We start from the raw sequence: 23,223 nt of genomic DNA on the forward strand, positions 1-23,223 counted from the left end.
GCCGCCGGGCTTGCACGCCCCCGCCCCCGCTTTCGAGGGGCGGGGTAGCGTGGGGGCATGAGCGCTGAACTGTTGGACATGGCCCGCCGGATCGCCCTTCAAGCCGGGGCCCTGGCGGCCGAGCGCCGGCGCGAGGGGGTCAGCGTGGCGGCGAGCAAATCGAGCGACGTCGACATCGTCACGGCGGCCGACCGTGAGACAGAGGCGCTGATCCGCGCCCTGATCGCGCTGGAGCGCCCCGACGACGCCTTCTACGGGGAGGAGTCGGATGCCGCGGCCGGCAGTTCCGGCCTCGTCTGGGTCGTCGACCCGATCGACGGCACCGTCAACTACCTCTACGGCAGCCCCGCGTGGGCGATCAGCATCGCCGTCGGAGAGTTGGGCGAGGCCGGTGACGCCGGCGCCGAGCCAACCGCGGGCTGGCGGGCGCTCGCCGGAGTGGTCTACGCGCCGAGCACCGGCGAGCTCTTCGTGGCATCAGCCGGCGGCGGGGCCTGGCTCGAGCACGTCGGCTCGCCGGACGCCGCCCCCGAGCGGTTGCTGGTCAACCGCGGTGCCGAGCTCGCCCACGCCCTGATCGGCACCGGCTTCTCCTACACGGCCGGGCGCCGGGCGGCGCAGGCCGAGGTGCTGCGCACGCTGCTGCCGCTCGTGCGCGACATCCGCCGCGTCGGCTCGGCTGCCCTGGACCTCTGCGCCGTGGCGGCCGGCCGGCTCGACGGCTACTACGAGCGCCACCTCAACCCGTGGGACCACGCGGCCGGCGCCCTCATCGCGGCCGAGGCCGGCGCTCAGGTGGCCGGCCAGAACGGTGCCCCCGCGACCGCCGATCTGCTGATCGCGGCGGAGCCCGAGCTGTTCGCCGCGCTGCACGGCGCCCTCCTGGCCGCGGAGTGAGCGGCGACCTTCCGGGCCCCCGGCTCACGACGGAGCGCCTGCTGCTGCGCCGCTGGAACGAGGCCGACCGGGCGCCGTTCGCCGCCATCAACGCCGACCCGCGGGTGATGGAGCACTTCCCGGCGGTGCTGGATGCCGCGGCATCCGATGCCCTGATCGAGCGCATCGAGCAGGGCTTCGAGCTGCACGGCTTTGGACTGTGGGCGGTCGAGCTGCGCGGCACGGGGGAGTTCATCGGCTTCGTCGGCCTCTCCCGACCGGGCTTCACCGCGCACTTCACCTCTCCGGAGCACCCGGCCGTCGAAGTGGGCTGGCGCCTGGCCGCCGACTCGTGGGGCAACGGCTACGCCAGCGAGGCGGCATTCGCGGCACTCGCCTTCGGCTTCGACACGCTCGGCCTGCTCGAGATCGTCTCGTTCACCGCGACGGGCAATCTGCGCTCGCGGCGGGTGATGGAGCGCATCGGGATGACGCGCGACCCGGCCGACGATTTCGCCCACCCGGCCCTGGCCGCCTCGGACCGATTGAGCGCGCACGTGCTGTATCGAGTCGCTCGGCCGGTGCCGGGCGGCGGTGCGTAATGCCCCCGAATGGACTGCCCCCGTCCGGGGGTGATTGAATAGACCTGCATAGCCTTTTCAGACGCAGGAGGTTAGCCTTTATGAATTCGTTACCTGGGTGAGCCCAAGGTGATCACCTCGTAATGCTTCCCGCCCACCTCGCCGAGAGTCCCCCACTTGCCTGCTGAACATACTGCCCCGGATGCCCCCGCCTCCGGCACAGCTGGCTTGGCGACGCCGGAAGCCGGGGCGCCCGCGCAGCCGTTGACTCGTCGCGAAATGCGCGAGCGCGAGCGGGCCCTGGAGCTCGCCGCGAACGGTTCGCAGGAGCCGGCCACGGCCGTTCTGCCGATCGCCGTCGCTCCGGTCGCCGATGAGGTGCCCACGCGCACAGCGATCCTCCCGACCATCCCGCAGCCCGAGGCGCACACCGCGGAGTCCTACTCCGATCTGCTCAGCTCGCTCCTGCTGCCGCCGCGCGAGCCCGCTCCGCTGGCCTCCGCCGAAGACTTCATGAACGCGGCGGCCCCGGCCGCCTTCGCTGCGCCGACCGATTCGGACGAGGCGCCCGTGCTTCGCCGTTCGCGTCGCGCGGCAGACGTCGACTTCGACGCGATCGTGCCCGGTGCGCCTGCAGCCGACCCCGGCTCCCGTCGCGGCGCACGCACTCGCGGCCCCGTCGCGGCCCTGGGCGCCAGTGAGCTCAGCGCCGGTGGCCTCGACACCCCGCCCGCCGATTCCCTGGACGACGAGCTGGGCGACGATGACCACACCGTCGGCACGCTGAGTGTCGAGTCGCTCACCGCCGATTCCCTGAGCGTCGACGCGCTGTTCGCCGAGGCGCTGGCCGCCGGCTCCATGGCCGGCGAATCCGTGCCTTCCGGCTCCGCGCGCAGCGCACAGGTCGACGACCTGACTCCCCGCCGACGCGCCAGCGCAGGCGGACGCCCCGGGCCGCGCGCCTCGAGCGCTCCCAGCGCCCCGAGAGCCAGCGCGCGCTCGATCACCCGCCGCGTCGCGACCAAGACGACCGTTGTGGTTGCCATGGGCTTCGTTGCGCTGATGGCCGTGGCCACCTCGGTTCCCGCCGAGGCCCTGCTGACGGCCGACGACGTCAAGGCTGCCGCTCTGATCGCGAAGATGCCGAGCAAGTCCGAGCCCGGCCAGTCGGTCATCGCCAGCGGCGCCGACTCGATCACCGTTCAGGCCGACGACTACGAGACGGCCACCATCGCCGAGGCTGCGGCGGCCAGCGGCATCCGGATGGAAGCCACCTTCGTCAACAACCCGAACGGTGCCGTGCAGTGGCCGTTCGCCGTCGGCGTGCACGTCGGCGACCGCTTCGGCTACCGCGACTGCGCCGGCTGCTCCAGCAACCACGGTGGCCAGGACTTCAACCCGGGCCTCGGCGCCGAGATCCAGTCCATCGCCGATGGCGTTGTGACGCTCGCCGAGGACGGCGAGGGCAGCCTCGGCGTTCACATGATGATCGAGCACCAGATCAACGGCGAGACCATCACCAGCGTGTACGCCCACATGCAGCACGGAACGATGCGGTACGGCGTCGGAGACGTGATCAAGGTCGGCGACGTGATCGGCAACACGGGCACCACCGGCATGAGCACGGGCCCGCACCTGCACTTCGAGATCCGCCTGGGCGGCATCAACGGCACAAAGACCGACCCGCTCGACTGGCTGTACGCCAACACCAACTAGCTCCCGCTCCGACACACCGGAGCACGCGCCAGCCACTCCCGGAAGCGGTGCCCGCGTGCGGCCGCTCCTGTGTTCTTTGCGCGCGCAGAAAAACAGGACCACACGCCGACCGCACCGCCATGCGGCGGCCGATCCCGTCTACTCCTGTGTTTTCGCCGCGGCCGTCACCGCCGCCGCCCTGGCCGCGGCGGTGACGCCTGTTGTGCTCCGCGTCTGTTGTGCACAGCGCCCGTTCGCCCCGCAGCTGTCCACAGCCCGCCGACGCGCCCGTCGGGCCGCGGACGGCGTCGAGACGATGAAGGCATGCCCATCGCCCTCGTCTCTCAGGTTCTTGCCTCCCTCGGAGGAGTCGCCCACTACTCTGGCTTGGAACGCGCCGGTGTCAGTCGCGCAGCCGTCGCCGCGGCACTGCGTCGTGGCGAGGTCTTTCGTGTGCGCAACGGCTGGTTCGCCTGCGCCGGGGCCCCGGCAGAGTTGGTACGGGCCGTGCGCGTTGGGGGCACGCTTACCGGCGCCTCTGCGGCCGCCCTCTACGGCCTCTGGACGATCGCCGACCCGCTCCTGCATCTGCGAGTGCGCTCGAGCACGAGTCGACTCGCGGCGCCCAGCGGCGGCGGGCGGCTGGTGCCGGGACGGCACGGCGTCTGCGTGCACTACAGAAGCGATCGGGTGAGCATCGCGGCAGACCCGCTGCTCCGGGCTCTCGCCGAGATGTTCAACTGCTCCGACGAGGTGGCCGCCCTCGTCGCTCTGGACTCGGCGCTGAACAGCGGCAAGCTCGGCGTCTGGCAGTTGCCGGAGCTGAAGGCGCTGATTCTGTCAACGCGGCGGGCGAGCGTCGACAAGGCGGATGCCGGAAGCCAGTCCGGCCTCGAGACGATTGTGCGGCTACTGATGCGCTCGCACGGCGTGCGCCTGCGCAGCCAGGTACAGATCGCCGGGGTCGGCCGCGTCGACCTGCTGATCGGGGACCGGCTGGTCGTAGAGCTGGACGGGCGTGGGTTCCACGAGGGGCGGTTCGAGGAAGACCGGGAGCGGGATTGGGAACTGATCCAGCGTGGCTATCTGGTGGTGCGGGTGAGCTACGCGATGGTCATGCAGCAGCGCGAGCGCGTTGAGGCCGGACTGCTGTCGCTGGTGCGCCGCGGCGCGCATCGCGGCCCGGTGTGGTGAGCGAAACACAGGACCAGGCGCCAGCCGCTGCTTCTGTGGCTCTCTGGGGGTGCGGGTGCAAGAAAGCAGGAGGAGAGCCGCGCCGACGCCGCATGGGCGGCCGGCAGGGCTCTCCTCCTGCATTCTCTGAGGCTGTGCCTAGGCGCTGAGCCAGACGGTCGTGTCGGCCGGCAGCAGGCGGGCGCCATCGGCGGAGCCGAGCGGCCCGCTGGCCAGCAGCACCGTGGCGCCGAGCGACTCCGGCAGTGCCACCGGCTCCGAGCCGGTGTTGCCGATGACGGTCACGGCCCCGTTGCGGAACGCGACCACGTCAGCGGCGTTGGAGCCGTCGACGCCGAGCGCCTCGGCATCCAGCCACTCCAGCGTGCCCGCGCCGAGCGCGTGCTGCTTGCGCAGGGCGAGCGCGCTCTTGTAGAGCTCGAGGGTCGAGCCCTCGACGCCGCTCTGCCGGTCGCGGGCCAGCGTCGCCCACTCGGTCGGCTGCGGCAGCCAGGAGGCGTCGCTCGGGCCGAAGCCGTACGAGGGCGCGTCGCCCTCCCAGGGCAGTGGCACGCGGCATCCGTCGCGGCCGTAGCGCTCCCCGTTGGTGCGGAACCAGGTCGGGTCCTGACGGGCGTCGTCCGGCAGGCCGATGACCTCGGGCAGGCCGAGCTCCTCGCCCTGGTAGATGTAGGCGCTGCCCGGCAGGGCGAGCATGAGGGCGGTCGCGGCGCGGGCGCGGCGCAGGCCGAGCTCGGCGATGGGCAGGCCCTTCGACTTCGGGCCGATGCCGTGGCCCTGCGGGTTCTCGGCGGTCAGCGCGAGGCGCGAGGCGTGCCGCACGACGTCGTGGTTGGAGAGCACCCAGGTGCTCGGGGCGCCGACCGAGGCGAAGGTCGCCAGCGAGTCGTCGATGACCTTGCGGAGGGCGTCGGCCTTCCAGGGCGTCTCGAGGTAGGCGAAGTTGAACGCCTGGTGCATCTCGTCCGGGCGCACCCACAGGGCGGTGCGGGGGAGCGGGTCGACCCACGCCTCGGCGGCGAGGATGCGGTCGCCCTCGTACTCGTTGAGCAGCGAGCGCCAGTCGCGGTAGATCTCGTGCACGCCGTCCTGCGCCCAGTACGGCGCACTCGGCAGCTCGTCCAGCGCGCCCTCGAGCAGGCCCTCGAGGCCGGCCGCGCCGCCCATGCTGCCGCCCTCGGCGGGCGGGGTGTAGTCGGGCAGGCCGTCGGCCTTGACCAGGCCGTGCGCGACATCGACGCGGAAGCCGTCGACGCCGCGGTCAAGCCAGAAGCGCAGGATGCGGCGGAACTCCTCGCGCACCTCCTCGTTCGACCAGTCGAAGTCGGGCTGCGAGCTGTCGAAGAGGTGCAGGTACCACTGGCCGGGCGTACCGTCCGGCTCGGTCACCCGGGTCCAGGCGCGGCCGCCGAACACCGACTCCCAATTGTTCGGGGGCAGCTCGCCGTTCTCGCCGGTGCCGTCGCGGAACAGGTAGCGGCCGCGCTCCGCGCTGCCCTTCGGTGCCGCCAGCGCCGCCTGGAACCAGGGGTGGTCGCTCGAGGAGTGGTTCGGGACCAGGTCGATGATGACCCGGATGCCGCGCTCATGCGCCTCGGCCAGCATCGCGTCGAAGTCAGCCAGCGTGCCGAACAGCGGGTCGACGTCGCAGTAATCGGCCACGTCGTAGCCGCCGTCGCGCTGCGGCGAGGTCTGGAACGGCGAGAGCCAGATCGCGTCGATGCCGAGCTCGGCCAGCGCGGGCAACCGCGAGCTGATGCCGGCGAGGTCGCCCATGCCGTCGCCGTTCGCGTCTGCGAACGAGCGGGGGTAAATCTGGTAAATCGCGGCAGTGCGCCACCACTCTGAAGTCATGTCGCATACTTTAGGCCGGATTTCCCGAAAATGGAAGCGGTTACATACGCGACCGCGGCAGCGGCCCCCCAGAGTGGAACGACTAGTTTGCGTATCCACAGGTAACGATCGGATCACGGCGGTTTGTGTATGCCGAGCCGAGCAGGTATACATGTAATCGCTTGCATTGTTGGCGGCACCGCGACAGGCAGCACATCGAGAGAACGGCCTCTCGGGCGTAGCGGGGCACCAACTGGTGCGCCGGGCGACTGCGAGGCCACTCACAGCGCTTATAGAAAGGCACACACCAATGATGGTGAAGAAGAAGGGCCTCCTGGCTGCCGGTGCAGTCGCGGTCGTTGCAACTCTGGCACTCGCGGGCTGCGCAAGCGGAACCTCCGACGCCCCCACCAGCGACAAGCCCGGCGCCTCCGCCGGAGCGCTCACCGTCTGGGTGGACGCCGAGCGCGTCGACGCCCTCAAGGGCGCGGCAGCGTCGTACACCGAGAAGACCGGCGTCGAGGTCAAGCTCGTCTCCAAGGACAACAACACCATCAAGGACGACTTCATCCAGCAGGTGCCGACCGGCAAGGGCCCGGACATCACCATGGGCGCCCACGACTGGGCCGGCGAGCTCTCGACCAACGGTGTCGTTGCCCCGCTCGAGCTCGGCGACAGCGCCGCCAACTACCTGCCGATCGCGATCGACGCCGCCACCTACGACGGATCCGTCTACCTGCTGCCGTACGCCGTCGAGAACATCGCCGTGCTGCGCAACGCAGACCTGATCCCCGAGCCCGCCGCCAACTTCGACGACATGATCGCCAAGGGCAAGGCAGCCGGCCTCGAGCAGCCCTTCGTCGTCGAGCAGGGCGCAGAGGGCAACCCCTACCACCTGTACCCGTTCCAGACCGGCTTCGGCGCCCCCGTCTTCGGCACCAACGACAAGGGCTACGACGCCACCGACCTGCAGCTCGGCAACGCCGGCGGCGAGCAGTTCGCCACCTGGCTCGGCAGCCAGGGCAAGAACGGCACCGGCGTCTTCAACACCGACATCGACGGTGAGATTGCCAAGCAGGCCTTCCTCGACGGCAAGGCGGCCTTCTGGCTGACCGGCCCGTGGAACGTCGGCGCGGCCATCGACGGCGGCATCAACGTCGCCATCGACACCGTCCCGAGCCCGACCGCCGACGTCGCCTCGCCGTTCGCCGGCGTCAAGGGCTTCTACCTCTCGTCCGAGTCGAAGAACAAGGTTGCCGCCAACGACTTCCTGGTCAACTACATCGGCACCGAAGAGGTCCAGCTCGAGCTGTTCAAGGCCGGCAACGTGCTCCCCGCGCTGAAGTCCGCCGCCGACACCGCCTCCTCCGACCCGATCATCGCCGGCTTCGCCGCCGTCGGTGCCCAGGCCGTCCCGATGCCCGCCATCCCCGCCATGGGCTCCGTCTGGCAGTACTGGGGCATCGCCGAGGCTGACATCATCAATGGTGCAGACCCCGTCGCCACCTGGCAGAAGCTCGCCGCCGACGTGCAGGCCGCAATCAACAAGTAACAACCTCGTGAGCCGGGGCGGATGCCATAAGCATCCGCTCCGGCTTTTCTCACCACCAGTCGAGAAGAACAGGCAGTAAATGAGCACCATGACCAGCAACGTCGGCGTCGACGCCGGCGAACCCACCCCGGAGAAGCCCAGCAAGCGGCAACGGCAGGCGGGCCACATCGCCGATCTGGCGTCCGCCGGCATCAAGGTGCTGCTGATCAAGATCATCGCCCTCGGAATCCTCGACGCACTGGCGCTCACCGCGGTCTTCATCCTGATCGGGCAGCGCGAGTGGCTCGTCACCGCCATCGTCGTCATCGCGACGGGCCTCATCAACTGGATCTACCTCGGCCGGCGCCGGCTGCCCGCCAAGTACCTCACGCCCGGCGTGATCTTCCTGCTGATCTTCCAGGTCTTCGTGCTCGGCTACACGGCCTACATCGGCTTCACCAACTACGGCACCGGCCACAACGGCACCAAGGATCAGGCCGTCTCCGCGCTGATGAGCTCCGCGCTCGAGCGTGTCGAAGACTCGCCCACCTTCGCCGTCACGGTGCTCGAGCAGGGCGACACCCTGAACCTGCTGGTCACCGACCCCGACGGGGCGGTGCGGGTCGGCAACGCCGAGACCCCCCTGCACGCAGTCGACAACGCCCAGATGGACGGCGGCAAGGCCGTCGGCCTCGACGGCTACAGCACGCTGAGCTTCCAGGAGATCCTGGCGCAGAGCGACGCGATCACCGCCCTCGCCGTGCCCGAGTCCGAGGACCCCAACGACGGCGCCCTGCGCACCCCGGACGGCAGCAGCGGCTACCTCTACGTCTCGAACCTCGAGTACGACGAGGCCGCAGGCACCATGACCGACACCCGCACCGACACCGTCTACACCGATGACGGCTCCGGCGCATTCACGGCCGCCGACGGCGAGCAGCTGATGCCCGGCTGGCAGGTCGTCGTCGGTGCAGACAACTTCGTCCGCGCCCTGACCGACGAGAGCATCCGCGGCCCGCTCGTCTACGTGACGATCTGGACATTCGTGTTCGCCCTCGTCTCGGTGGCGACAACCTTCTTCCTCGGGCTCTTCCTCGCCATTGTCTTCAACGACATGCGCATGCGCGGCCGCAAGTTCTACCGCGTTCTGATGATCCTCCCGTACGCCTTCCCGTCCTTCCTGTCCGCCCTGGTTTGGGCCGGCATGATGAACGAGAGCTTCGGCTTCATCAACCAGGTGCTGCTCGGCGGAGCCGCCGTCCCCTGGCTCACCGATCCGACGCTCGCGAAGGTCTCCATCCTGATCGTCAACCTCTGGCTCGGCTTCCCCTACATGTTCCTCGTCTGCACGGGGGCGCTGCAGTCGATCCCCGAGGAGCTGCAAGAGGCGGCGACGGTCGACGGGGCCAAGCCCTGGGCCGTGTTCCGGCTGATCAAGCTGCCGCTGCTGCTCGTCTCGCTGGCGCCGCTGCTGATCGCGTCCTTCGCGTTCAACTTCAACAACTTCAACCTGATCTACATGTTGACCAACGGCGGGCCGCGCGACTCCAGCGCGCCCATACCGGTCGGGCACACCGACATCCTGATCTCGATGGTCTACAAGGTGGCCTTCACCGGCCAGACGCGTGACTACGGCCTGGCCAGCGCGTTCACGATCATCATCTTCATTGTGGTCGCGATCATCTCGATCATCAGCTTCCGCAAGACCAAGGCGCTGGAGGAACTCAACTGATGAGCACCCTGACCAAGACCCCGGGCGCCGACAGCGACGACATGTCCACCCGCGCCATCACCAGCGGGCCCGGCGCGGGCCTCAACGGATACGGCACGTACGAGAAGCGCCCGTTCAACGCCGGCCGCTGGTTCCGGGCGACCGGCTGGCGCCACCTCGTCGGCGTCGTGATGATCGTCTTCTCCTGCTTCCCGCTGCTGTTCGTGCTCTCCTCCTCGCTGAACCCGAAGGGCACCCTGACCGGATCGAACGCGCTGTTCTCGGCCATCGGCCTGGACAGCTACGCGCGCATCCTCTCCAGCCCCGACATCCCGTACACGGACTGGTTCGTCAACACCCTGATCATCGCCGGCATCACGGCGCTGGCCACCGTGTTCCTCGGGGCGCTGGCCGCCTACTCCTTCTCGCGGATGCGGTTCACCGGCCGCCGCGTCGGGCTGGTGTCGATCGTCATCATCCAGATGTTCCCGCAGCTGCTGGCCGTCGTGGCCATCTTCCTGCTCATGTCGAGCATCGGCGACTGGTTCCCGGCCCTCGGCCTGAACACCCGCATCGGCCTGATCATGGTCTACCTGGGCGGCGCGCTCGGCGTGAACACCTACCTGATGTACGGCTTCTTCAACACGATCCCGGCCTCCATCGACGAGGCGGCGAAGATCGACGGGGCCAGCCACGCGCGCATCTTCTTCACCATCATCCTGCGCCTGGCCGCACCGATCCTGGCCGTCGTGGCGCTGCTCAGCTTCATCGCCACGATCAACGAGTTCGTGGTGGCATCCGTGATCCTGATCGACCCGGAGAACCAGACGCTCGCCGTGGGACTCACCAAGCTGGTCTCGAACCCGCGCTACGCCGACTGGAGCGCGTTCAGCGCCGGCGCCGTGATGGCGGCCCTGCCGGTCATGGCGGTGTTCCTGTTCCTGCAGAAGTACATCGTCGGCGGGCTGACCGCGGGCTCGGTCAAGTAGGCCGTACCGCCGCCCCACGCCGCACCGCACGAGACGGAGAATGGGTTTCATGCTCGCACCCCACCACGACGGATCCCCACTCCACGTCTCGACCCAGACGCCAGCGCTCGGTGAGACCGTGCGGGTGCGGCTGCGGGTGCCCGCGGGGGAGGCGGGGCCGGCCGGGCTCGGCCTGGCCGCGCTCGAGGCCGTCAGCGTGCGCTCCAACCCGAACCATGAACCGCGCTTCGCCCCGGCCGTGCTGCTCGGCGAGCACGGCGGCTGGGCCTGGTGGCAGGCCGAGGTCGAGGTCGAGAACCCGGTGCACGGGTACCGCTTCCTGCTGACCGGGCCGGCAGCGGATGCCGCGGGCGCCGGTGACGCAGCGGGCGCCGGCCTCCCGGCCCAGCGCTGGCTGAACGCCACCGGCCTGCACAACATCGAGCCCCTCGACGCAGAGGACTTCAAGCTCGTCGCGAGCCCGGCGGATATCGGCGCCCCGCCCGAGTGGCTGGCCTCCAGCGTGCTCTACCAGGTGTTCCCGGACCGCTTCGCGCGCTCGGCCGCGGCCGACGGGCGCGAGCTGCCGGAGTGGGCGATCGCCGCCACCTGGGGCGACCCCGTCGATCCGGAACCGCCCGCACGCTCCACCCAGTTCTACGGCGGCGACCTCGACGGCGTCACCGAGCGCCTCGGCCACCTGGCGGACCTCGGCGTCACGCTGCTCTACCTGACGCCCGTCTTCGCCGGCCGCTCCAACCACCGCTACGACGCCACCAACTTCGACGCCGTCGACCCGCTGCTCGGCGGCGACGAGGCCCTCGTGCGGCTCGTGGAGGCGGCGCACGCCCGCGGCATCCGCGTCATCGGCGACCTCACCAGCAACCACTCCGGCGACGCGCACGAGTGGTTCCTGGCGGCGCACCACCACCCGGAGTCGCCCGAGAGTGACTTCTACTACTGGAAGGACGCCGCCAACGACGGCTACGAGTCCTGGCTCGGCGTGCCCAGCCTGCCGAAGTTCAACTGGGCGTCCGCGGAGCTGCGCCGCCGCTTCATCGAGGGGTCGGACTCGGTCGTCGCCCGCTGGCTGAAGCCACCGTTCAATCTCGACGGCTGGCGCATCGACGTCGCCAACATGACCGGGCGGCTCGGCGCGGAGGACCTGAACGCCGAGGTGCGCCAGACGATCCGGCGCACGATGGTCGAGGTCAACCCGGACACGATCCTGCTGGGGGAGTCGACCAACGACGCCGCCAGCGACTTCCAGGGCGACGCCTGGCACGGCGCGATGACCTACACGACGTTCACCCGGCCCCTGTGGAGCTGGCTGATGCGGCCGGGCAGCGAGGCGGCCGGCGGCATCGGCTTCGCCGGGAATCGGGTGCCCAGCTACACCGGGCGGCAGTTCCACGCGGCGCACACCCGCTTCGTCGCCGGCTTCCCGTGGCGCACCCGCCTCGGCACGCTGAACGCGCTGAACACCCACGACACCCCGCGCTTTGCCACCAGCGCGCTGCCGGGCGCCGTGCCCGTCGCGCTCGGACTCTCGGTGACGCTGCCCGGCATCCCCGTGGTCTTCGCCGGCGACGAGTTCGGCCTGACCGGCGTCGACGGCGAGGCCTCGCGTACGCCCATCCCGTGGCCGCTGCTGGAGCAGGACCGGGCCGTGGCTGCCGCGGCGCTCGCCCAGGACACCGCCCGCCTCTACGCCGAGCTGATCGCGCTGCGCCGCGGCCAGCCGGCGCTGAACGGCGGCGGCATGCGCTGGCTGCACGTCGGCGACGACGTGCTGGTGTTCGTGCGCGAGTCGGAAGAAAATTCTGTGCTCGTGACGGCCGGGCGTGGCGACTTTTCCGTGACGATTCCCGTCGCCGCCCTCGGTCTCGCGGCGGGCGGCGCGATGGGCCTGCAGCCCTTGTTTGGCGCGGAAGTTGCCGGTGCGCCCGGCGTGCAGCTGGCGGAATCCGACGGCGAAATCCGGCTCAGCGCACACGGCCCGAGCTTCGCCGCGTGGGCATTTTCCGGCGTGAAAATGCCGTAGTGGTCACGAGGGCCCAAATCTTTTGATAATCTCTACTGGTTGCCAAATTCACCGTGAGCTTCACGGAGAACATGGTTTCGCCCCGATAGCTCAGTGGTAGAGCACTTCCATGGTAAGGAAGGGGTCCCGGGTTCAAATCCCGGTCGGGGCCCTGGCTTTGTGTTCACATAGAGCCCACGGCTGAGTAGCTCAGATGGTTAGAGCGCACGACTCATAATCGTGAGGTCGCGGGATCGATCCCCGCCTCAGCTACAGGGCCGATGCCCACCTTTAAAGCTCCAAGATCTCGCCGTCTTGGAGCTTTTTCTTTGCCTGGATGCCGGGGCGCCGCCGCCGCGCCCCGCGCGCCCTGCGCCCCCTGCGCCACTTCGTCGGGGGTTGCGCCACACCATGTGGCGCGGAGGCCGCCGAAGTGGCGCAGAGCGCCTCCCGGCTCGGGCTACCGCGCCGCGCTGAGCGTGAGGGCCAGCTCCCAAGCGACCGGCCTGCCGGGCTCCAGCCAGAGCGCGCTGCCGTGCCCGACGGCCCGGTCCAGCGCGTCGAAGTAGCCGGTGCTGGGCTCCAGCGCGATCACCGGCTCTCTGCTGTACGCCCGGTTGTCGAACCACAGGCCGAGGTAGGGGGCGCGCTCGTCCCAGTCGAGGCGCAGCTCCGACCCGTCGGCGTGCCGCAGGGCCGCCGTCTGCACCGGCGTTCCCGGCTCGACGTAGAGCTTGCGGCATCCGCCCGGCTCAAGGCTGTCGAGCCCGGCCAGCGCGGGCGACCAGGGCCCGACCGGGTGCGTGGGGTCGAGCACGTCGACGACAGCGCCGACTTCGGGCGGCAGGATGACGCGGCTGCCCGCTTCGGCCAGGAACTGCGGATGCGCCGCCCAGAGGAACGGCACCCGGCGGCCCAGGGACTCTGCGGTGTAACGGATCTGGACGGGCGCACCCTGCGCCCGTCCGAGCACGATCTCGCGGCGCAGCCAGAACCCGCACGCCTCGCTCCGCACCGAGAGCAGCGCGCTGGAGGCGTCGACGCGCTCGACCGCCCACTCCCGGGCCCAGACGTCGCCGTGGTCCGGGGCGAGCAGCCCGCCGACCGCGCAGGCGTCGATGGTGGGGGCGCACTCGTCCCAGCCGCCCATCTCGGCGGCGGTGAAGCTGTCGGACTCGGCCGACCGGGCGTCGTCGCCCGGGGCCAGCCACTGCCGCCCGGCGCCGTGCAGCGAGAGGATCTTGCCGCCGCGCTCCGGGCGGATGGTGAGGCGGACGCCGACGCCGACGAGCTCGATGTCGCTCACAGGGGGAGGGCTTTCCGCATCGTCCGAGCATAGGGCGTGGGTGCGGCCGGCTGGCGCGGGTGGTTTCACCAGGGTCCAGCAGTGGAGACGGCGCCGCGCTCAGCCCTTGTGCTGGGCGCGATAGCCGCGCGGGCTCACGCCGTGGGTGGCGCTGAACTGCCGCGAGAAGTAGAGCGGGTCGGCGTACCCGGTCGCGCGGGCGACCGCCGCGATCGGCAGGTCCGTGCCGTCGAGCAGCTGCCGGGCCCTGGCCATGCGCAACGTCGAGTGGTAGGCGATCACCCCGCCGCCGGTCGCCGCCCGGAACAGGGCGCCGAGGTGCGACGGGGAGACCCGGGCGTGCCGGGCGAGCTCCTCGACCCCGACCGGGCGGTCCAGGCGCTCGGCCAAGTAGCCCATGGTGCGCTGCACCGGGTCGTCCCCGCCCGCCTCGCCCGTGCGGGAGGCCAGCAGCGTGAGCAGGTTCCAGGCGAGCCCGGATGCGCGCACCAGGTGGGCCCTGGACGGGTCCCGCTCCAGGGCGGTGACGATCTGCTCGGCGAGTGCGGCCAGCTCGGCGCCCTGGCCGGCATCCGCGAGGCCCGTCACGCCGACGCCGGCCTCCGCGAACAGCTCGGCAGACAGCGAGCCACGCAGGTGCAGCCACCAAATCGTCCATGGGGTGCCCGTGGAGGCGCCGTAGCGGTGCGGCGCGCCGGCCGGGATCAGCGCGACGGCGGGCGCGCGCACCTCCTGCCTCACCCCAGCCAGCTCCACCCAGCCGCTGCCCTCGGTGCAGAGCAGCAGAATCGACTCCGCGCTGCCGTGCTCGCGGGAACGCTGGTGCCCGGCCGCGCGCGGGAACCAGCCGGCATCCGTCACCTGCAGCGCGCCGGTGAGCGGGAGTGCGGCGGCCTCGAGGGCGAGGGGGCGCGGGAGGACGGCCAGCCGCTGCCGCGTGAACCCATCCCGAACCATGGGCCCAGTCTCACAGAGATTTCCAGCGTTTTCTCCATATGTGCCAGCGGATCGCCCATTCTGCGGCCGCCGGGCGCTTCCTAGCCTTGGACCATGAGCACCGAGTCAGGCCAGAACAAGATCATCCTCCCCGACGCCGCGGGCGAACACGCGGAGCGCGTCGCGGCCGGCGGGGCCACCGCCTGGCGCGAGCCGCTGGAGATCAGGAGCTACGCCGCCGGCGAGCCCGACCGCTACCCGATGTTCTTCGAGCACCGGGTGTACCAGGGCTCGAGCGGGCGCGTGTACCCGATCCCGTTCACCGACTCGATCGAGACGACCGCGCACACCCGCAGCTGGGACGCCATCCACCTGGAGAACAAGTGGCTGCGCCTCGTCGTGCTGCCGGAGCTCGGCGGGCGGATCCACATCGGCTACGACAAGAGCGCCGACTACGACTTCTTCTACCGCAACAACGTCATCAAGCCGGCCCTGGTCGGCCTGGCCGGGCCGTGGATCAGCGGCGGCGTCGAGTTCAACTGGCCGCAGCACCACCGGCCGGCGACCTACCTGCCCGTCGACACCGAGATCGAGTACGGCGCCGACGGCTCCGTCACGGTGTGGTGCTCCGACCACGACCCGTTCAGCCGGATGAAGGGCATGCACGGCATCCGCCTGCGCCCGGACAGCGCCCTGATCGAGCTCGTCGCCCGGCTGCACAACCGCACCAGCGAGACCGAGACGTTCCTCTGGTGGGCCAACGTCGCCGCCCGGGTGCACGACAACTACCAGTCCTTCTTCCCGACCGATGTGCAGTGGGTCGCCGACCACGCGCGCCGCGCGATCACCGCCTTCCCCGCGGCCGACCGGCCCTACTACGGCCACGACTACACCGAGCACGCGGCGACCGGCGGCGACCGGATCGACTTCTACAAGAACATCCCGGTTCCGACGAGCTACATGGTCACCGGCACCCAGGACGACTTCTTCGGCGGCTACGACCACGACGCGCAGGCCGGCTTCGTGCACTGGGCCGATCGCCGCGTCGCGCCGGGCAAGAAGCTGTGGACGTGGGGCGATGCCCCGTTCGGCCGCGCCTGGGACGCGCTGCTGACCGACGAAGACGGGCCGTACATCGAGCTGATGGCCGGCGTCTTCACCGACAACCAGCCCGACTTCACGTTCATCGCCCCCGGCGAGACGAAGACGTTCTCGCAGTACTGGTACCCGATCCGCTCGATCGGCGTCGTGCACCAGGCGAACCTCGACTGCGCCGTGCACCTGAGCGTGCAGGCGGCCGCAGGCGGCACGCTGGTGCGCGTGGGCGTTGCCGCCACGGGGGAGCGCGGCGAGCAGCGCATCCTGTTGACGGATGCCGCGGGCGCCACACTCGGCGACTGGGCGGTGCCCCTCGCACCCGAGACGCCCTTCACCGCAGTGGTGGAGGTGCCCGGGGAGGTCCGCGCGGACGAACTCACCCTCGACGTCGTCGGCGCGCTGCGCTGGCGGCCGCGCGTGGAGGCCCCGCAGCCGGAGCCGGAGACGGCGGTCGCCGCCCCGCTGCCGGCCGAGATCGACTCGCTGGACGAGCTGTACGCGACGGGCGTGCACCTGGCCCAGTACCGGCACCCCACCCGGGCCGCCACCGACTACTGGCGCGAGGCGCTGCGCCGCGACCCCGACGACGTGCGCAGCAACCTGGCCATGGCCAGGCACGCCTACGACGGCGCCGACTACGAGACCGCACACGAGTACGCGCGGAGCGCGATGGGGCGGCTGACTGCGCGCAACCTCAACCCCGACTCCGGTGAGGCGTCTTACCGGCTCGGCCAGGTGCTGCGCCGCCTCGGCGAGACCGCCGAGGCCTACGACGCCTTCGCCAAGGCCGTCTGGGACAGGAAGTGGGCGCAACCGGCCGAGTTCGAGTGCGCCCGGCTCGATGCGGCGGCGGGGCGCGACGACCGCGCCCTGGAGCACGCCGCGCGCGCCCTGCGGCTGGACGCCGACGACCTGCGCACCCGGGCGCTGCTCGTCGTGCTGCTGCGCCGCGTCGGGCGGTCCGGCGAGGCCGCGGAGCTGCTGGCCGCGACCCGGGCGCTGGACCCGCTGGACCAGCTCTCCCGCGCCCTGGCCGGGGAGGCCGATGGCGGCGCCCCACTGAGCGCCGACGCGGCGAGCCGTGTGGATGTGGCCGTCGACCTGGCCTCCTTCGGGGCGTTCGCGGAGGCGGTGGCCCTGCTCGAGGATGCGGCGTCGATGCCGGCGACGGCCGCGGGCAACGTTCGGCCGCTCGCGCTGTACACGCTCGCCGCGGTGCTGGAGCGGGCCGGTGACGCGGAGCGGGCCGGCCGCGTGCGGATCGAGGCATCCGGCGCCGACGCCGTGCGCACCTTCCCCAGCCTGCTCGACCACCACGATGCGCTGCAGGCGGCGCTGCAGGCGAACCCGGATGACGTCCAGGCCCGCGCCCTGCTCGGCATGCTGCTCTTCCACCACCGCAGGCACGATGACGCCCTCGAGCAGTGGGAATACGCCCTCGAACTCGGCTCAGAGGATGCGACCGTGCTGCGCAACGCGGCCATCGCCTGGTTCAACCGCCGCGGCGACGGGGAGCGGGCACGCGCGTACTACGAGCGGGCCATCGCGCTCCGCCCCGGCGATGCCCGTCTCTGGTACGAGTCCGACCAGCTGCTGAAGCGCCTTGCGGTGCCGCCGGCCGAGCGGCTGGCGCGGATCCCGCTGGCGGCCACCTCGCGCGACGACCTCGCCGTCGAGTACGCGGAGCTGCTGACCGAGCTCGGCCGGCCGGCCGAGGCGCTGGCGCTGCTGGAGTCGCGACCGTTCAGCCCGTGGGAGGGTGGGGAGGGGCGCAGCCTGGCCGCCTGGGATCGGGCGCGCGCCGCGCTCGGGATGCCGCTCGGCACGCCGCCGGCCTCGCTCGGCGAGGCGCGGCCAGACGTGCAGGGGCCGCAGGCCGAGAGCGTCGACGGCGGCATCGACTACTTCGCCACCTCGCTGCCCGACCTGCTGCTCTTCACCCGCGTCGACGGCTGAGCCCGCTGGCTCGGGAGTCCCACTTGCTCGGGAATCCCGCTGGTCGAGTAGCGAGGAACGAGCGTATCGAGACCGGTTGCGGGGTCTCGATACGGCCCTGGCAGGCCTACTCGACCAGCGGTGTGGGCGGTCTGGTGCTGTCAGGGCTTCGCTCGTGCCTCGCTCAGCCGGCGTGGGGGCGGGGTGGGGGAGTGGCGGGCGCGTCGCTCAGCTGCCGGGGCGCGGGGCGATCTGCTGCTGCACCTGGCGGCGCAACACCTTGCCGATCAGCGAGCGGGGCAGCTCATCCACCTGCACGAAGCGGCGCGGCACCTTGTACGGCGTGAGCGAGCCCTTCGCGAAGGTGCGCAACTCGTCGGCGTCCAGCGCAACGCCGGGCGCCAGCACCACGGCGGCCGTGACGACCTCGGCGCCATCGGCGTCCGGGGCGCCGACCACGGCGATGTCGAGCACGTCCGGGTGCTGCAGCAGCGCCGCCTCCACCTCGGTCGGCGAGACGTTGAAGCCGCCGGTGACGATCAGCTCCTTGGCGCGGTCCACGATCGAGATGAAGCCGTCGGGAGACACCGTGACGATGTCGCCGGTACGCAGCCAGAGGCCGGCATCCGCCGCGGCCGCGTCGCCCTCGACGACGCTCGCCGCCAACAGCACCTCTGCGCTGTCGCTCGGCCGGTTCCAGTAGCCGGAGAACACCTGCGGGCCGCGCACCAGCAGCTCGCCGGCCTCGTCGAAGCCGCGGTGCACGTGCGGCTGCTCCGGGTCGACGACGCGGATCTCGATGTTCGGCAGCGGCAGGCCGACGGTGCCGGCCCGGCGGTTGGCGGCGACCGGGTTCACCGAGATGATCGGCGAGGACTCGGTCATGCCGTAGCCCTCCACCAGCAGGCTGTCGGTGCCGGCCTCCCAGCGCTCCACGAGCGCGGGCGGCAGCGCCATCGCACCGGAGATAGCGAAGCGGATGCTGCCGAGGCTCACGCCCGCGGCATCCGCCGCCGTCAGCATGCGGTCGTAGACCGGCGGCACGGCGGGCAGGAACGTCGGCGGGTTCTTCCTGGCCGCGGCCAGCACGAGCTCGGGGTCGAACGCGGGGAACAGCACCAGGCGCGCGCCCATGCTCATCGCCGACGTGATGCAGAGCGTCAGTCCGAAGGCGTGGAACATCGGCAGCACGCCGTAGAACACCTCGGCGCCGGGCTTCGGCCCGGGCAGCCAGGCCTGGCCCTGCATCGAGTTCACAATCAGGTTGCGGTGGCTGAGCACGGCGCCCTTCGGGGTGCCGGTCGTGCCGCTGGTGTACTGCAGCAGGGCGGTGTCGTCGGCCAGCGGGCGCGGGTGCTCGGCGGCGATTGGCGCGTGCTTGAGCAGGCTGGCCCAGTCGACGGCGCCGGGGGCCGGATGCCCGAGCGTCAGCTTCTCGCGGCCGGCCCGCGCGGCGGCCACCGGCAGGCGCAGCTTGACCCGCATGCCGAGCGGCATCGCGCGGGTCACGTCGACGGCGACGATCGTCTCGACACCCATCTCGGCCGGGAAGTCGGCGACGGTGGCGGCGAGCTTGTCCCAGACGATGGCGGTCTTCGCGCCGTGGTCCTCGAACTGGTGGCGCAGCTCCCGCGGCGTGTACAGCGGGTTGTGCTCGACGACGATCGCGCCGAGGCGCAGCGCGGCGTAGAACGCCACCAGGTGTTGCGGGCAGTTGGGCAGCACGAGGGCGACGCGCTCGCCGGCCTTCACCCCGAGGGCGCGCAGTCCCTCCGCAGCCCGGTCGATGGCCTCGCCGAGCTCCCGGTAGCTCGTCGTCGCGCCGAAGAACTCCAGCGCCGTGTGGCCCGGGTAGCGCCGCACCGATTCTTCGATCACGTCGATGAGCGAGTCTTCTGGCACGTCGATCAGGTGCGGAACTTCCGGCGAGTACGAGCCGAGCCACGGCTTTGCGGCGAAGACGCTCATCGGGCGATTCGGTTCGGGCGCGGCTGTATCATGCGAACAGTCTGCCAGCACAACGGGGGAAACGCCCATCGCAGGGGCTCCTCCGCCTGTGCGCGCTCGGGCCCGGGAACCGAAACGTGGGCACGGACAATTGCACTGGCGCACGCACACATTGCAGAGGAACATGGGCAGCGTGAACGCCGCAGCTCGCCGCATTCAGCGGATCTACCTCACCCTCACACTGGGCAACACGCTGGCGGCGTCGTTCATCTGGGGCGTGAACACCCTGTTCCTGCTGGATGCCGGGCTCAGCAGTTTCGAGGCCTTCGCCGCCAACGCCTTCTTCACACTCGGCATGGTGCTGTTCGAGATCCCCACCGGCGTCGTCGCCGACGGCTGGGGGCGCCGCACCTCCTTCCTGCTCGGCACCATCACGCTCGCCGGCTCGACGTTCCTCTACTACCTGCTCTGGCTCTACCACTCGCCGTTCTGGGCGTGGGCGATCGTCTCGATCCTGCTCGGACTCGGCTTCACCTTCTTCTCCGGCGCCGTCGAGGCCTGGCTGGTCGACGCGATGCGCTTCTCCGGCTACGAGGGCGGGCTCGAGGGGGTGTTCGGCCGCGCCCAGATGATCTCCGGGGTGGCGATGCTCGTCGGTTCCGTCGCCGGCGGCGTCATCGCCCAGGCGACGAACCTCGGCGTCCCATTCCTGATCCGAGTCGGCGTGCTCATGGTCATGTTCGGGGTCGCATTCTGGGTGATGCGGGATGTCGGCTTCACCCCGGAGCGCTCGCGGCACCCGGTGCAGGCCACCAAGGGGGTGCTCACGGCATCCATCGACAACGGCCTCAAGAACCCACCGGTGCGCTACGTGATGCTGGCCGCGCCGTTCACCGCCGGCGTCGGGATCTACGTCTTCTACGCGCTGCAGCCGTTCCTGCTCGACCTGTTCGGCGACCCGAAGGCGTACTCGATCGCCGGGCTCGCGGCGGCGATCGTCGCCGGCTCGCAGGTGCTCGGCGGCTGGCTGGCCCCGCGCATCCGTCTGCTCTTCCGCAAGCGCAGCAGCGTGCTGATCGCGAGCGTGTCGGTGAGCGCCGGCATCCTGGTGGTGCTCGGCATCACCAAGGTGTTCTGGGTGGCCCTGCTGCTCCTCGCGGTGTGGGCGATGGTCGCCGCGGCAGCCATGCCGGTGCAGCAGGCCTATCTGAACGACATGATCCCGTCGAAGCAGCGCGCGACGGTGTTGAGCTTCGCCTCGCTGATGGGCTCCAGCGGCGGGATCGTGGTGCAGCCGGTGCTCGGCCGGGCCGCCGACATCTACGGCTACCCCGCGTCGCTGGCGCTCGGCGGGCTGATCGAGCTGATCGCGCTGCCGTTCCTCGTGGCGAGCCGGCGACAGAACGCGCCGGCCGACAGCGCCCGCGACGGCGACGAGCCGGCCGCCGTCGACGGGCTCACGCCCGAGACGCCATGAGCCCCTGCTCGTAGGCGAAGATCACGGCCTGGATCCGATCGCGCAGGCCGAGCTTCATCAGCACCTTCGAGACGTGCGACTTGACCGTCGCCTCGCCGACGAAGAGCCGGGCCGCGATCTCGGCGTTGGAGAGCCCGACGGCCAGCAACTGCAGCACCTCCGCCTCCCGGTCGGTGAGGCTGGCCAGTTGGGCGGATGCCGGGGTGCCGCGCCCAGGCGCGGGGATTTCGACAGGCTCAATCAGCGGAGAAGGGGGCTCAACCGGCGGAGGGGTGTGCTCAGCCGCCGGCGGAGGCGTCGGGGCGGTGGCCGCCGCGATCACCTGGCGGGTGACATCCGGCGAGAGCAGCGCGTCGCCGCGGGCCAGCACCTGCACGGCGTTGACCAGGTCCTCCGGGGAGGCGTTCTTGAGCAGGAAGCCGCTGGCGCCGCTCTGCAGCGCGGTGAACAGGTAGTCCTCGCGGTTGAAGGTGGTGAGCATGAGCACGCTCGCGCCGAGCGCCGGGTCGGCCGTGATCAGCCGGGTGGCCTCGAGGCCGTCCATGCCGGGCATCTGCACGTCCATGCAGATGACGTCTGGCGCGAGGGCGCGGGCCGCCGCCACCGCCTGCTCGCCGTTGCCGGCCTCGCCGACGACCGTGATGCCGGGCTCGGACTCCAGGATGATGCGGAAGCCGGCGCGCACCAGCTCCTGGTCGTCCACGAGCAGTACCCGGATCGGGGCGGGCGGATGCGGCTCAGTCATGCGGAGTGCTCTCGATCAAGGGGGAGTGGGTGTCGGCCGCGACCGGCGCGATCGGGAACCGGGCACGCACCAGGTAGCCGCCGCGGGCGCGGGGGCCGATCTCGATGCTGCCGCCGACGGCCGCGACGCGCTCGCGCATGCCGACGTGGCCGAGCCCGGAGCCGCTGGAACTGTTGGTGGCGCGCGCCGCCCCGCCGCGGGCGCTCGCGCCGACGCCGCTGTCGCTCACCTCGAGCTCAACGGCATCGGCCAGGTAGCGCACGCGGAGGTCGGCGCGGGCGCCGCCGCCGCCGTGCTTGCGCGCATTGGTGAGCGCCTCTTGCGCCACCCGGTAGACGCCGAGGCTCACCCCGCCGGGCACGGCCCGCGGCTCGCCGATGATGCTGAGCTCCACGGGGAGGCCGCCGCCCGCGGCATCCGCCACCAGCTCGGCGAGCTGTTCGATGCCGCGCGTGCTGCTGCTCTGGGCGGGCACCGGGCCCGTCTCCTGCTGCTCGGAGCGCAGCGTGCCGAGCAGCAGGTGCAGCTCGTCGACGGCGCTGCGGGCGTTCTGCTCGATCAGGCTGAGCGAAGCGCTGGCTTGGGCGGGGTCGCGCTCCAACACCCGGCGGGCGGCGCCGGCCTGCACCCCCATCACCGAGACGTGGTGGGCGACGACGTCGTGCAGCTCGCGGGCGATCCGCACCCGCTCGAGGGCGAGGGCCTGCTGTTTGGTGCGCTCCCGCTCCTCGGCGAGCTCGATCGTGCGCTGCTCGAGCAGCGCCCTGGCTCGAGCGGAGCGGTACGCGCTGTCGCCGAAGAACCAGGCCCCGCCGAAGTAGAGCAGGTTGGTGATGATGTTGATGAGGCCATAGGCGAGGTAGGGCGAGAGGGCGCCCTCGCGGGGCAGCTCGGGCAGGTAGTCCTGCACGGCGGAGTAGTAGATGAGCTGCCAGAACACCCAGGCGAGCATGGCCGAGACGATGACGGCGCGCACGATGGTGGCGATCCGGCGGTTGCGTCCCCAAGCGCCGACCGAGTAGATCGCCACGAACAGGCAGATCTGGCTGAACAGCATCTCGCCGATCTCGAACACGTACGCCGCGGCGAAGGCCAGCGAGGAGATGAGGGCGACGACCTCCGGCCAGCGTCGGCGGAGGGCCAGCGGCATCGTCGCGGCCACGATCCAGATGGCCGCCTGCCAGCCGGGGGCCGTGCCGAAGGTGCCCGTCGCCCGGAACAACACCAGGGTGATCGTCGTCCCGACGGCGAGGGCGAGCGCCAGCAGCAGGTCGTTGCGGTAGCCGGTGCGGCTGGGGCGCGGGCGCACCCATTCCTCGCTCTGGCCGGCCTCCGTGGTCTCGCTCATGGCTCCACGCTAGCGGGGC

The 23,223-nt window shown here is 71.1% G+C and carries 16 protein-coding genes and 2 tRNA genes; 12 read left to right on the forward strand and 6 right to left on the reverse strand.

Annotated elements, in window-relative coordinates; genetic code table 11:
- The first annotated feature begins 57 nt into the window (after window positions 1-57).
- From BLT62_RS02645 to BLT62_RS02660, 4 genes are all read left to right on the forward strand, one after another.
- Window positions 58-897: an inositol monophosphatase family protein gene (locus BLT62_RS02645; protein ID WP_083362664.1), complete on the forward strand. Its 840-nt coding sequence runs from the start codon at window positions 58-60 to the stop codon at window positions 895-897.
- On the forward strand, window positions 894-1,478 hold the full coding sequence (locus tag BLT62_RS02650; RefSeq protein ID WP_083362665.1) for a GNAT family N-acetyltransferase: 585 nt from the start codon (window positions 894-896) through the stop codon (window positions 1,476-1,478). The genes BLT62_RS02645 and BLT62_RS02650 overlap by 4 nt, the downstream gene beginning before the upstream one ends.
- Before the next feature lie 156 nt (window positions 1,479-1,634).
- Window positions 1,635-3,173, forward strand: a complete 1,539-nt coding sequence (locus BLT62_RS02655; protein ID WP_172829615.1) for a M23 family metallopeptidase — start codon at window positions 1,635-1,637, stop codon at window positions 3,171-3,173.
- Between the two features lie 303 nt (window positions 3,174-3,476).
- Window positions 3,477-4,346: an endonuclease domain-containing protein gene (locus BLT62_RS02660; RefSeq protein WP_083362667.1), complete on the forward strand. Its 870-nt coding sequence runs from the start codon at window positions 3,477-3,479 to the stop codon at window positions 4,344-4,346.
- 138 nt (window positions 4,347-4,484) lie between these two features.
- Here the strand turns inward: BLT62_RS02660 and BLT62_RS02665 are convergent, their stop codons facing one another.
- A complete protein-coding gene (locus BLT62_RS02665; protein WP_083362668.1) occupies window positions 4,485-6,200 on the reverse strand; it encodes a glycoside hydrolase family 13 protein in 1,716 nt (571 codons plus the stop codon).
- 289 nt (window positions 6,201-6,489) lie between these two features.
- Here BLT62_RS02665 and BLT62_RS02670 point away from each other — a divergent pair, with 289 nt between their 5' ends.
- The 6 genes from BLT62_RS02670 to BLT62_RS02695 all read left to right on the forward strand — a co-directional run bounded on the left by BLT62_RS02670 (window position 6,490) and on the right by BLT62_RS02695 (window position 12,685).
- Window positions 6,490-7,731 (forward strand): sugar ABC transporter substrate-binding protein, encoded by a 1,242-nt coding sequence (locus BLT62_RS02670; RefSeq protein ID WP_083362669.1) that lies wholly within the window; start codon window positions 6,490-6,492, stop codon window positions 7,729-7,731.
- Between the two features lie 88 nt (window positions 7,732-7,819).
- Complete coding sequence (locus BLT62_RS02675; protein ID WP_083365269.1) at window positions 7,820-9,442, forward strand: ABC transporter permease subunit; 1,623 nt, start codon at window positions 7,820-7,822, stop codon at window positions 9,440-9,442.
- Window positions 9,442-10,410 carry a sugar ABC transporter permease gene (locus BLT62_RS02680; protein ID WP_231919315.1) on the forward strand — a complete coding sequence of 323 codons (969 nt, stop codon included), beginning with the start codon at window positions 9,442-9,444 and terminating at the stop codon, window positions 10,408-10,410. Before BLT62_RS02675 ends, BLT62_RS02680 begins: the two co-directional genes overlap by 1 nt.
- Before the next feature lie 49 nt (window positions 10,411-10,459).
- Window positions 10,460-12,433 (forward strand): glycoside hydrolase family 13 protein, encoded by a 1,974-nt coding sequence (locus BLT62_RS02685; protein ID WP_231919316.1) that lies wholly within the window; start codon window positions 10,460-10,462, stop codon window positions 12,431-12,433.
- A 79-nt stretch (window positions 12,434-12,512) separates the two neighbouring features.
- Window positions 12,513-12,584 (forward strand) — tRNA-Thr (locus BLT62_RS02690).
- A 27-nt stretch (window positions 12,585-12,611) separates the two neighbouring features.
- A tRNA-Met gene (locus BLT62_RS02695) sits at window positions 12,612-12,685 on the forward strand.
- 187 nt (window positions 12,686-12,872) lie between these two features.
- Here BLT62_RS02695 and BLT62_RS02700 read toward each other — a convergent pair.
- Window positions 12,873-13,718 (reverse strand): aldose epimerase family protein, encoded by an 846-nt coding sequence (locus BLT62_RS02700; RefSeq protein WP_083362671.1) that lies wholly within the window; start codon window positions 13,716-13,718, stop codon window positions 12,873-12,875.
- Window positions 13,719-13,817: 99 nt separating this feature from the next.
- Window positions 13,818-14,675, reverse strand: a complete 858-nt coding sequence (locus tag BLT62_RS02705; RefSeq protein WP_083362672.1) for a helix-turn-helix domain-containing protein — start codon at window positions 14,673-14,675, stop codon at window positions 13,818-13,820.
- 93 nt (window positions 14,676-14,768) lie between these two features.
- On the opposite strand from BLT62_RS02705, the gene BLT62_RS02710 reads away from it, so the two are divergent.
- Window positions 14,769-17,708, forward strand: coding sequence for a DUF5107 domain-containing protein (locus tag BLT62_RS02710; RefSeq protein WP_083362673.1), 2,940 nt, complete (start codon window positions 14,769-14,771; stop codon window positions 17,706-17,708).
- A 207-nt stretch (window positions 17,709-17,915) separates the two neighbouring features.
- On the opposite strand, the gene BLT62_RS02715 is transcribed toward BLT62_RS02710, so the two are convergent.
- Window positions 17,916-19,655 (reverse strand): long-chain-fatty-acid--CoA ligase, encoded by a 1,740-nt coding sequence (locus tag BLT62_RS02715; RefSeq protein ID WP_083362674.1) that lies wholly within the window; start codon window positions 19,653-19,655, stop codon window positions 17,916-17,918.
- A 172-nt stretch (window positions 19,656-19,827) separates the two neighbouring features.
- On the opposite strand from BLT62_RS02715, the gene BLT62_RS02720 reads away from it, so the two are divergent.
- Window positions 19,828-21,111 carry an MFS transporter gene (locus tag BLT62_RS02720; protein ID WP_231919317.1) on the forward strand — a complete coding sequence of 428 codons (1,284 nt, stop codon included), beginning with the start codon at window positions 19,828-19,830 and terminating at the stop codon, window positions 21,109-21,111.
- Here the strand turns inward: BLT62_RS02720 and BLT62_RS02725 are convergent.
- Both BLT62_RS02725 and BLT62_RS02730 read right to left on the reverse strand, forming a co-directional pair.
- Window positions 21,092-21,856, reverse strand: coding sequence for a response regulator (locus tag BLT62_RS02725; protein WP_083362676.1), 765 nt, complete (start codon window positions 21,854-21,856; stop codon window positions 21,092-21,094). The two genes, BLT62_RS02720 and BLT62_RS02725, sit on opposite strands and share 20 nt — an antisense overlap.
- Window positions 21,849-23,204, reverse strand: coding sequence for a sensor histidine kinase (locus BLT62_RS02730; protein WP_083362677.1), 1,356 nt, complete (start codon window positions 23,202-23,204; stop codon window positions 21,849-21,851). Before BLT62_RS02730 ends, BLT62_RS02725 begins: the two co-directional genes overlap by 8 nt.
- Window positions 23,205-23,223: the final 19 nt, after the last annotated feature.

Source organism: Microterricola viridarii (genome assembly GCF_900104895.1).
Classification (GTDB): Bacteria; Actinomycetota; Actinomycetes; order Actinomycetales; family Microbacteriaceae; genus Microterricola; species Microterricola viridarii.

Excerpts from the sequence above, each read along its gene's own strand:
- BLT62_RS02675 (WP_083365269.1), top strand. The coding sequence starts at position 7,820 with ATGACCAGCAACGTCGGCGTCGACGCCGGCGAACCCACCCCGGAGAAG.
- BLT62_RS02645 (WP_083362664.1), top strand. The coding sequence starts at position 58 with ATGAGCGCTGAACTGTTGGACATGGCCCGCCGGATCGCCCTTCAAGCC.
- BLT62_RS02705 (WP_083362672.1), bottom strand. The coding sequence starts at position 14,675 with ATGGTTCGGGATGGGTTCACGCGGCAGCGGCTGGCCGTCCTCCCGCGC.
- BLT62_RS02680 (WP_231919315.1), top strand. The coding sequence starts at position 9,442 with ATGAGCACCCTGACCAAGACCCCGGGCGCCGACAGCGACGACATGTCC.
- BLT62_RS02685 (WP_231919316.1), top strand. The coding sequence starts at position 10,460 with ATGCTCGCACCCCACCACGACGGATCCCCACTCCACGTCTCGACCCAG.
- BLT62_RS02725 (WP_083362676.1), bottom strand. The coding sequence starts at position 21,856 with ATGACTGAGCCGCATCCGCCCGCCCCGATCCGGGTACTGCTCGTGGAC.
- BLT62_RS02730 (WP_083362677.1), bottom strand. The coding sequence starts at position 23,204 with ATGAGCGAGACCACGGAGGCCGGCCAGAGCGAGGAATGGGTGCGCCCG.
- BLT62_RS02670 (WP_083362669.1), top strand. The coding sequence starts at position 6,490 with ATGATGGTGAAGAAGAAGGGCCTCCTGGCTGCCGGTGCAGTCGCGGTC.
- BLT62_RS02710 (WP_083362673.1), top strand. The coding sequence starts at position 14,769 with ATGAGCACCGAGTCAGGCCAGAACAAGATCATCCTCCCCGACGCCGCG.
- BLT62_RS02715 (WP_083362674.1), bottom strand. The coding sequence starts at position 19,655 with ATGAGCGTCTTCGCCGCAAAGCCGTGGCTCGGCTCGTACTCGCCGGAA.
- BLT62_RS02660 (WP_083362667.1), top strand. The coding sequence starts at position 3,477 with ATGCCCATCGCCCTCGTCTCTCAGGTTCTTGCCTCCCTCGGAGGAGTC.
- BLT62_RS02665 (WP_083362668.1), bottom strand. The coding sequence starts at position 6,200 with ATGACTTCAGAGTGGTGGCGCACTGCCGCGATTTACCAGATTTACCCC.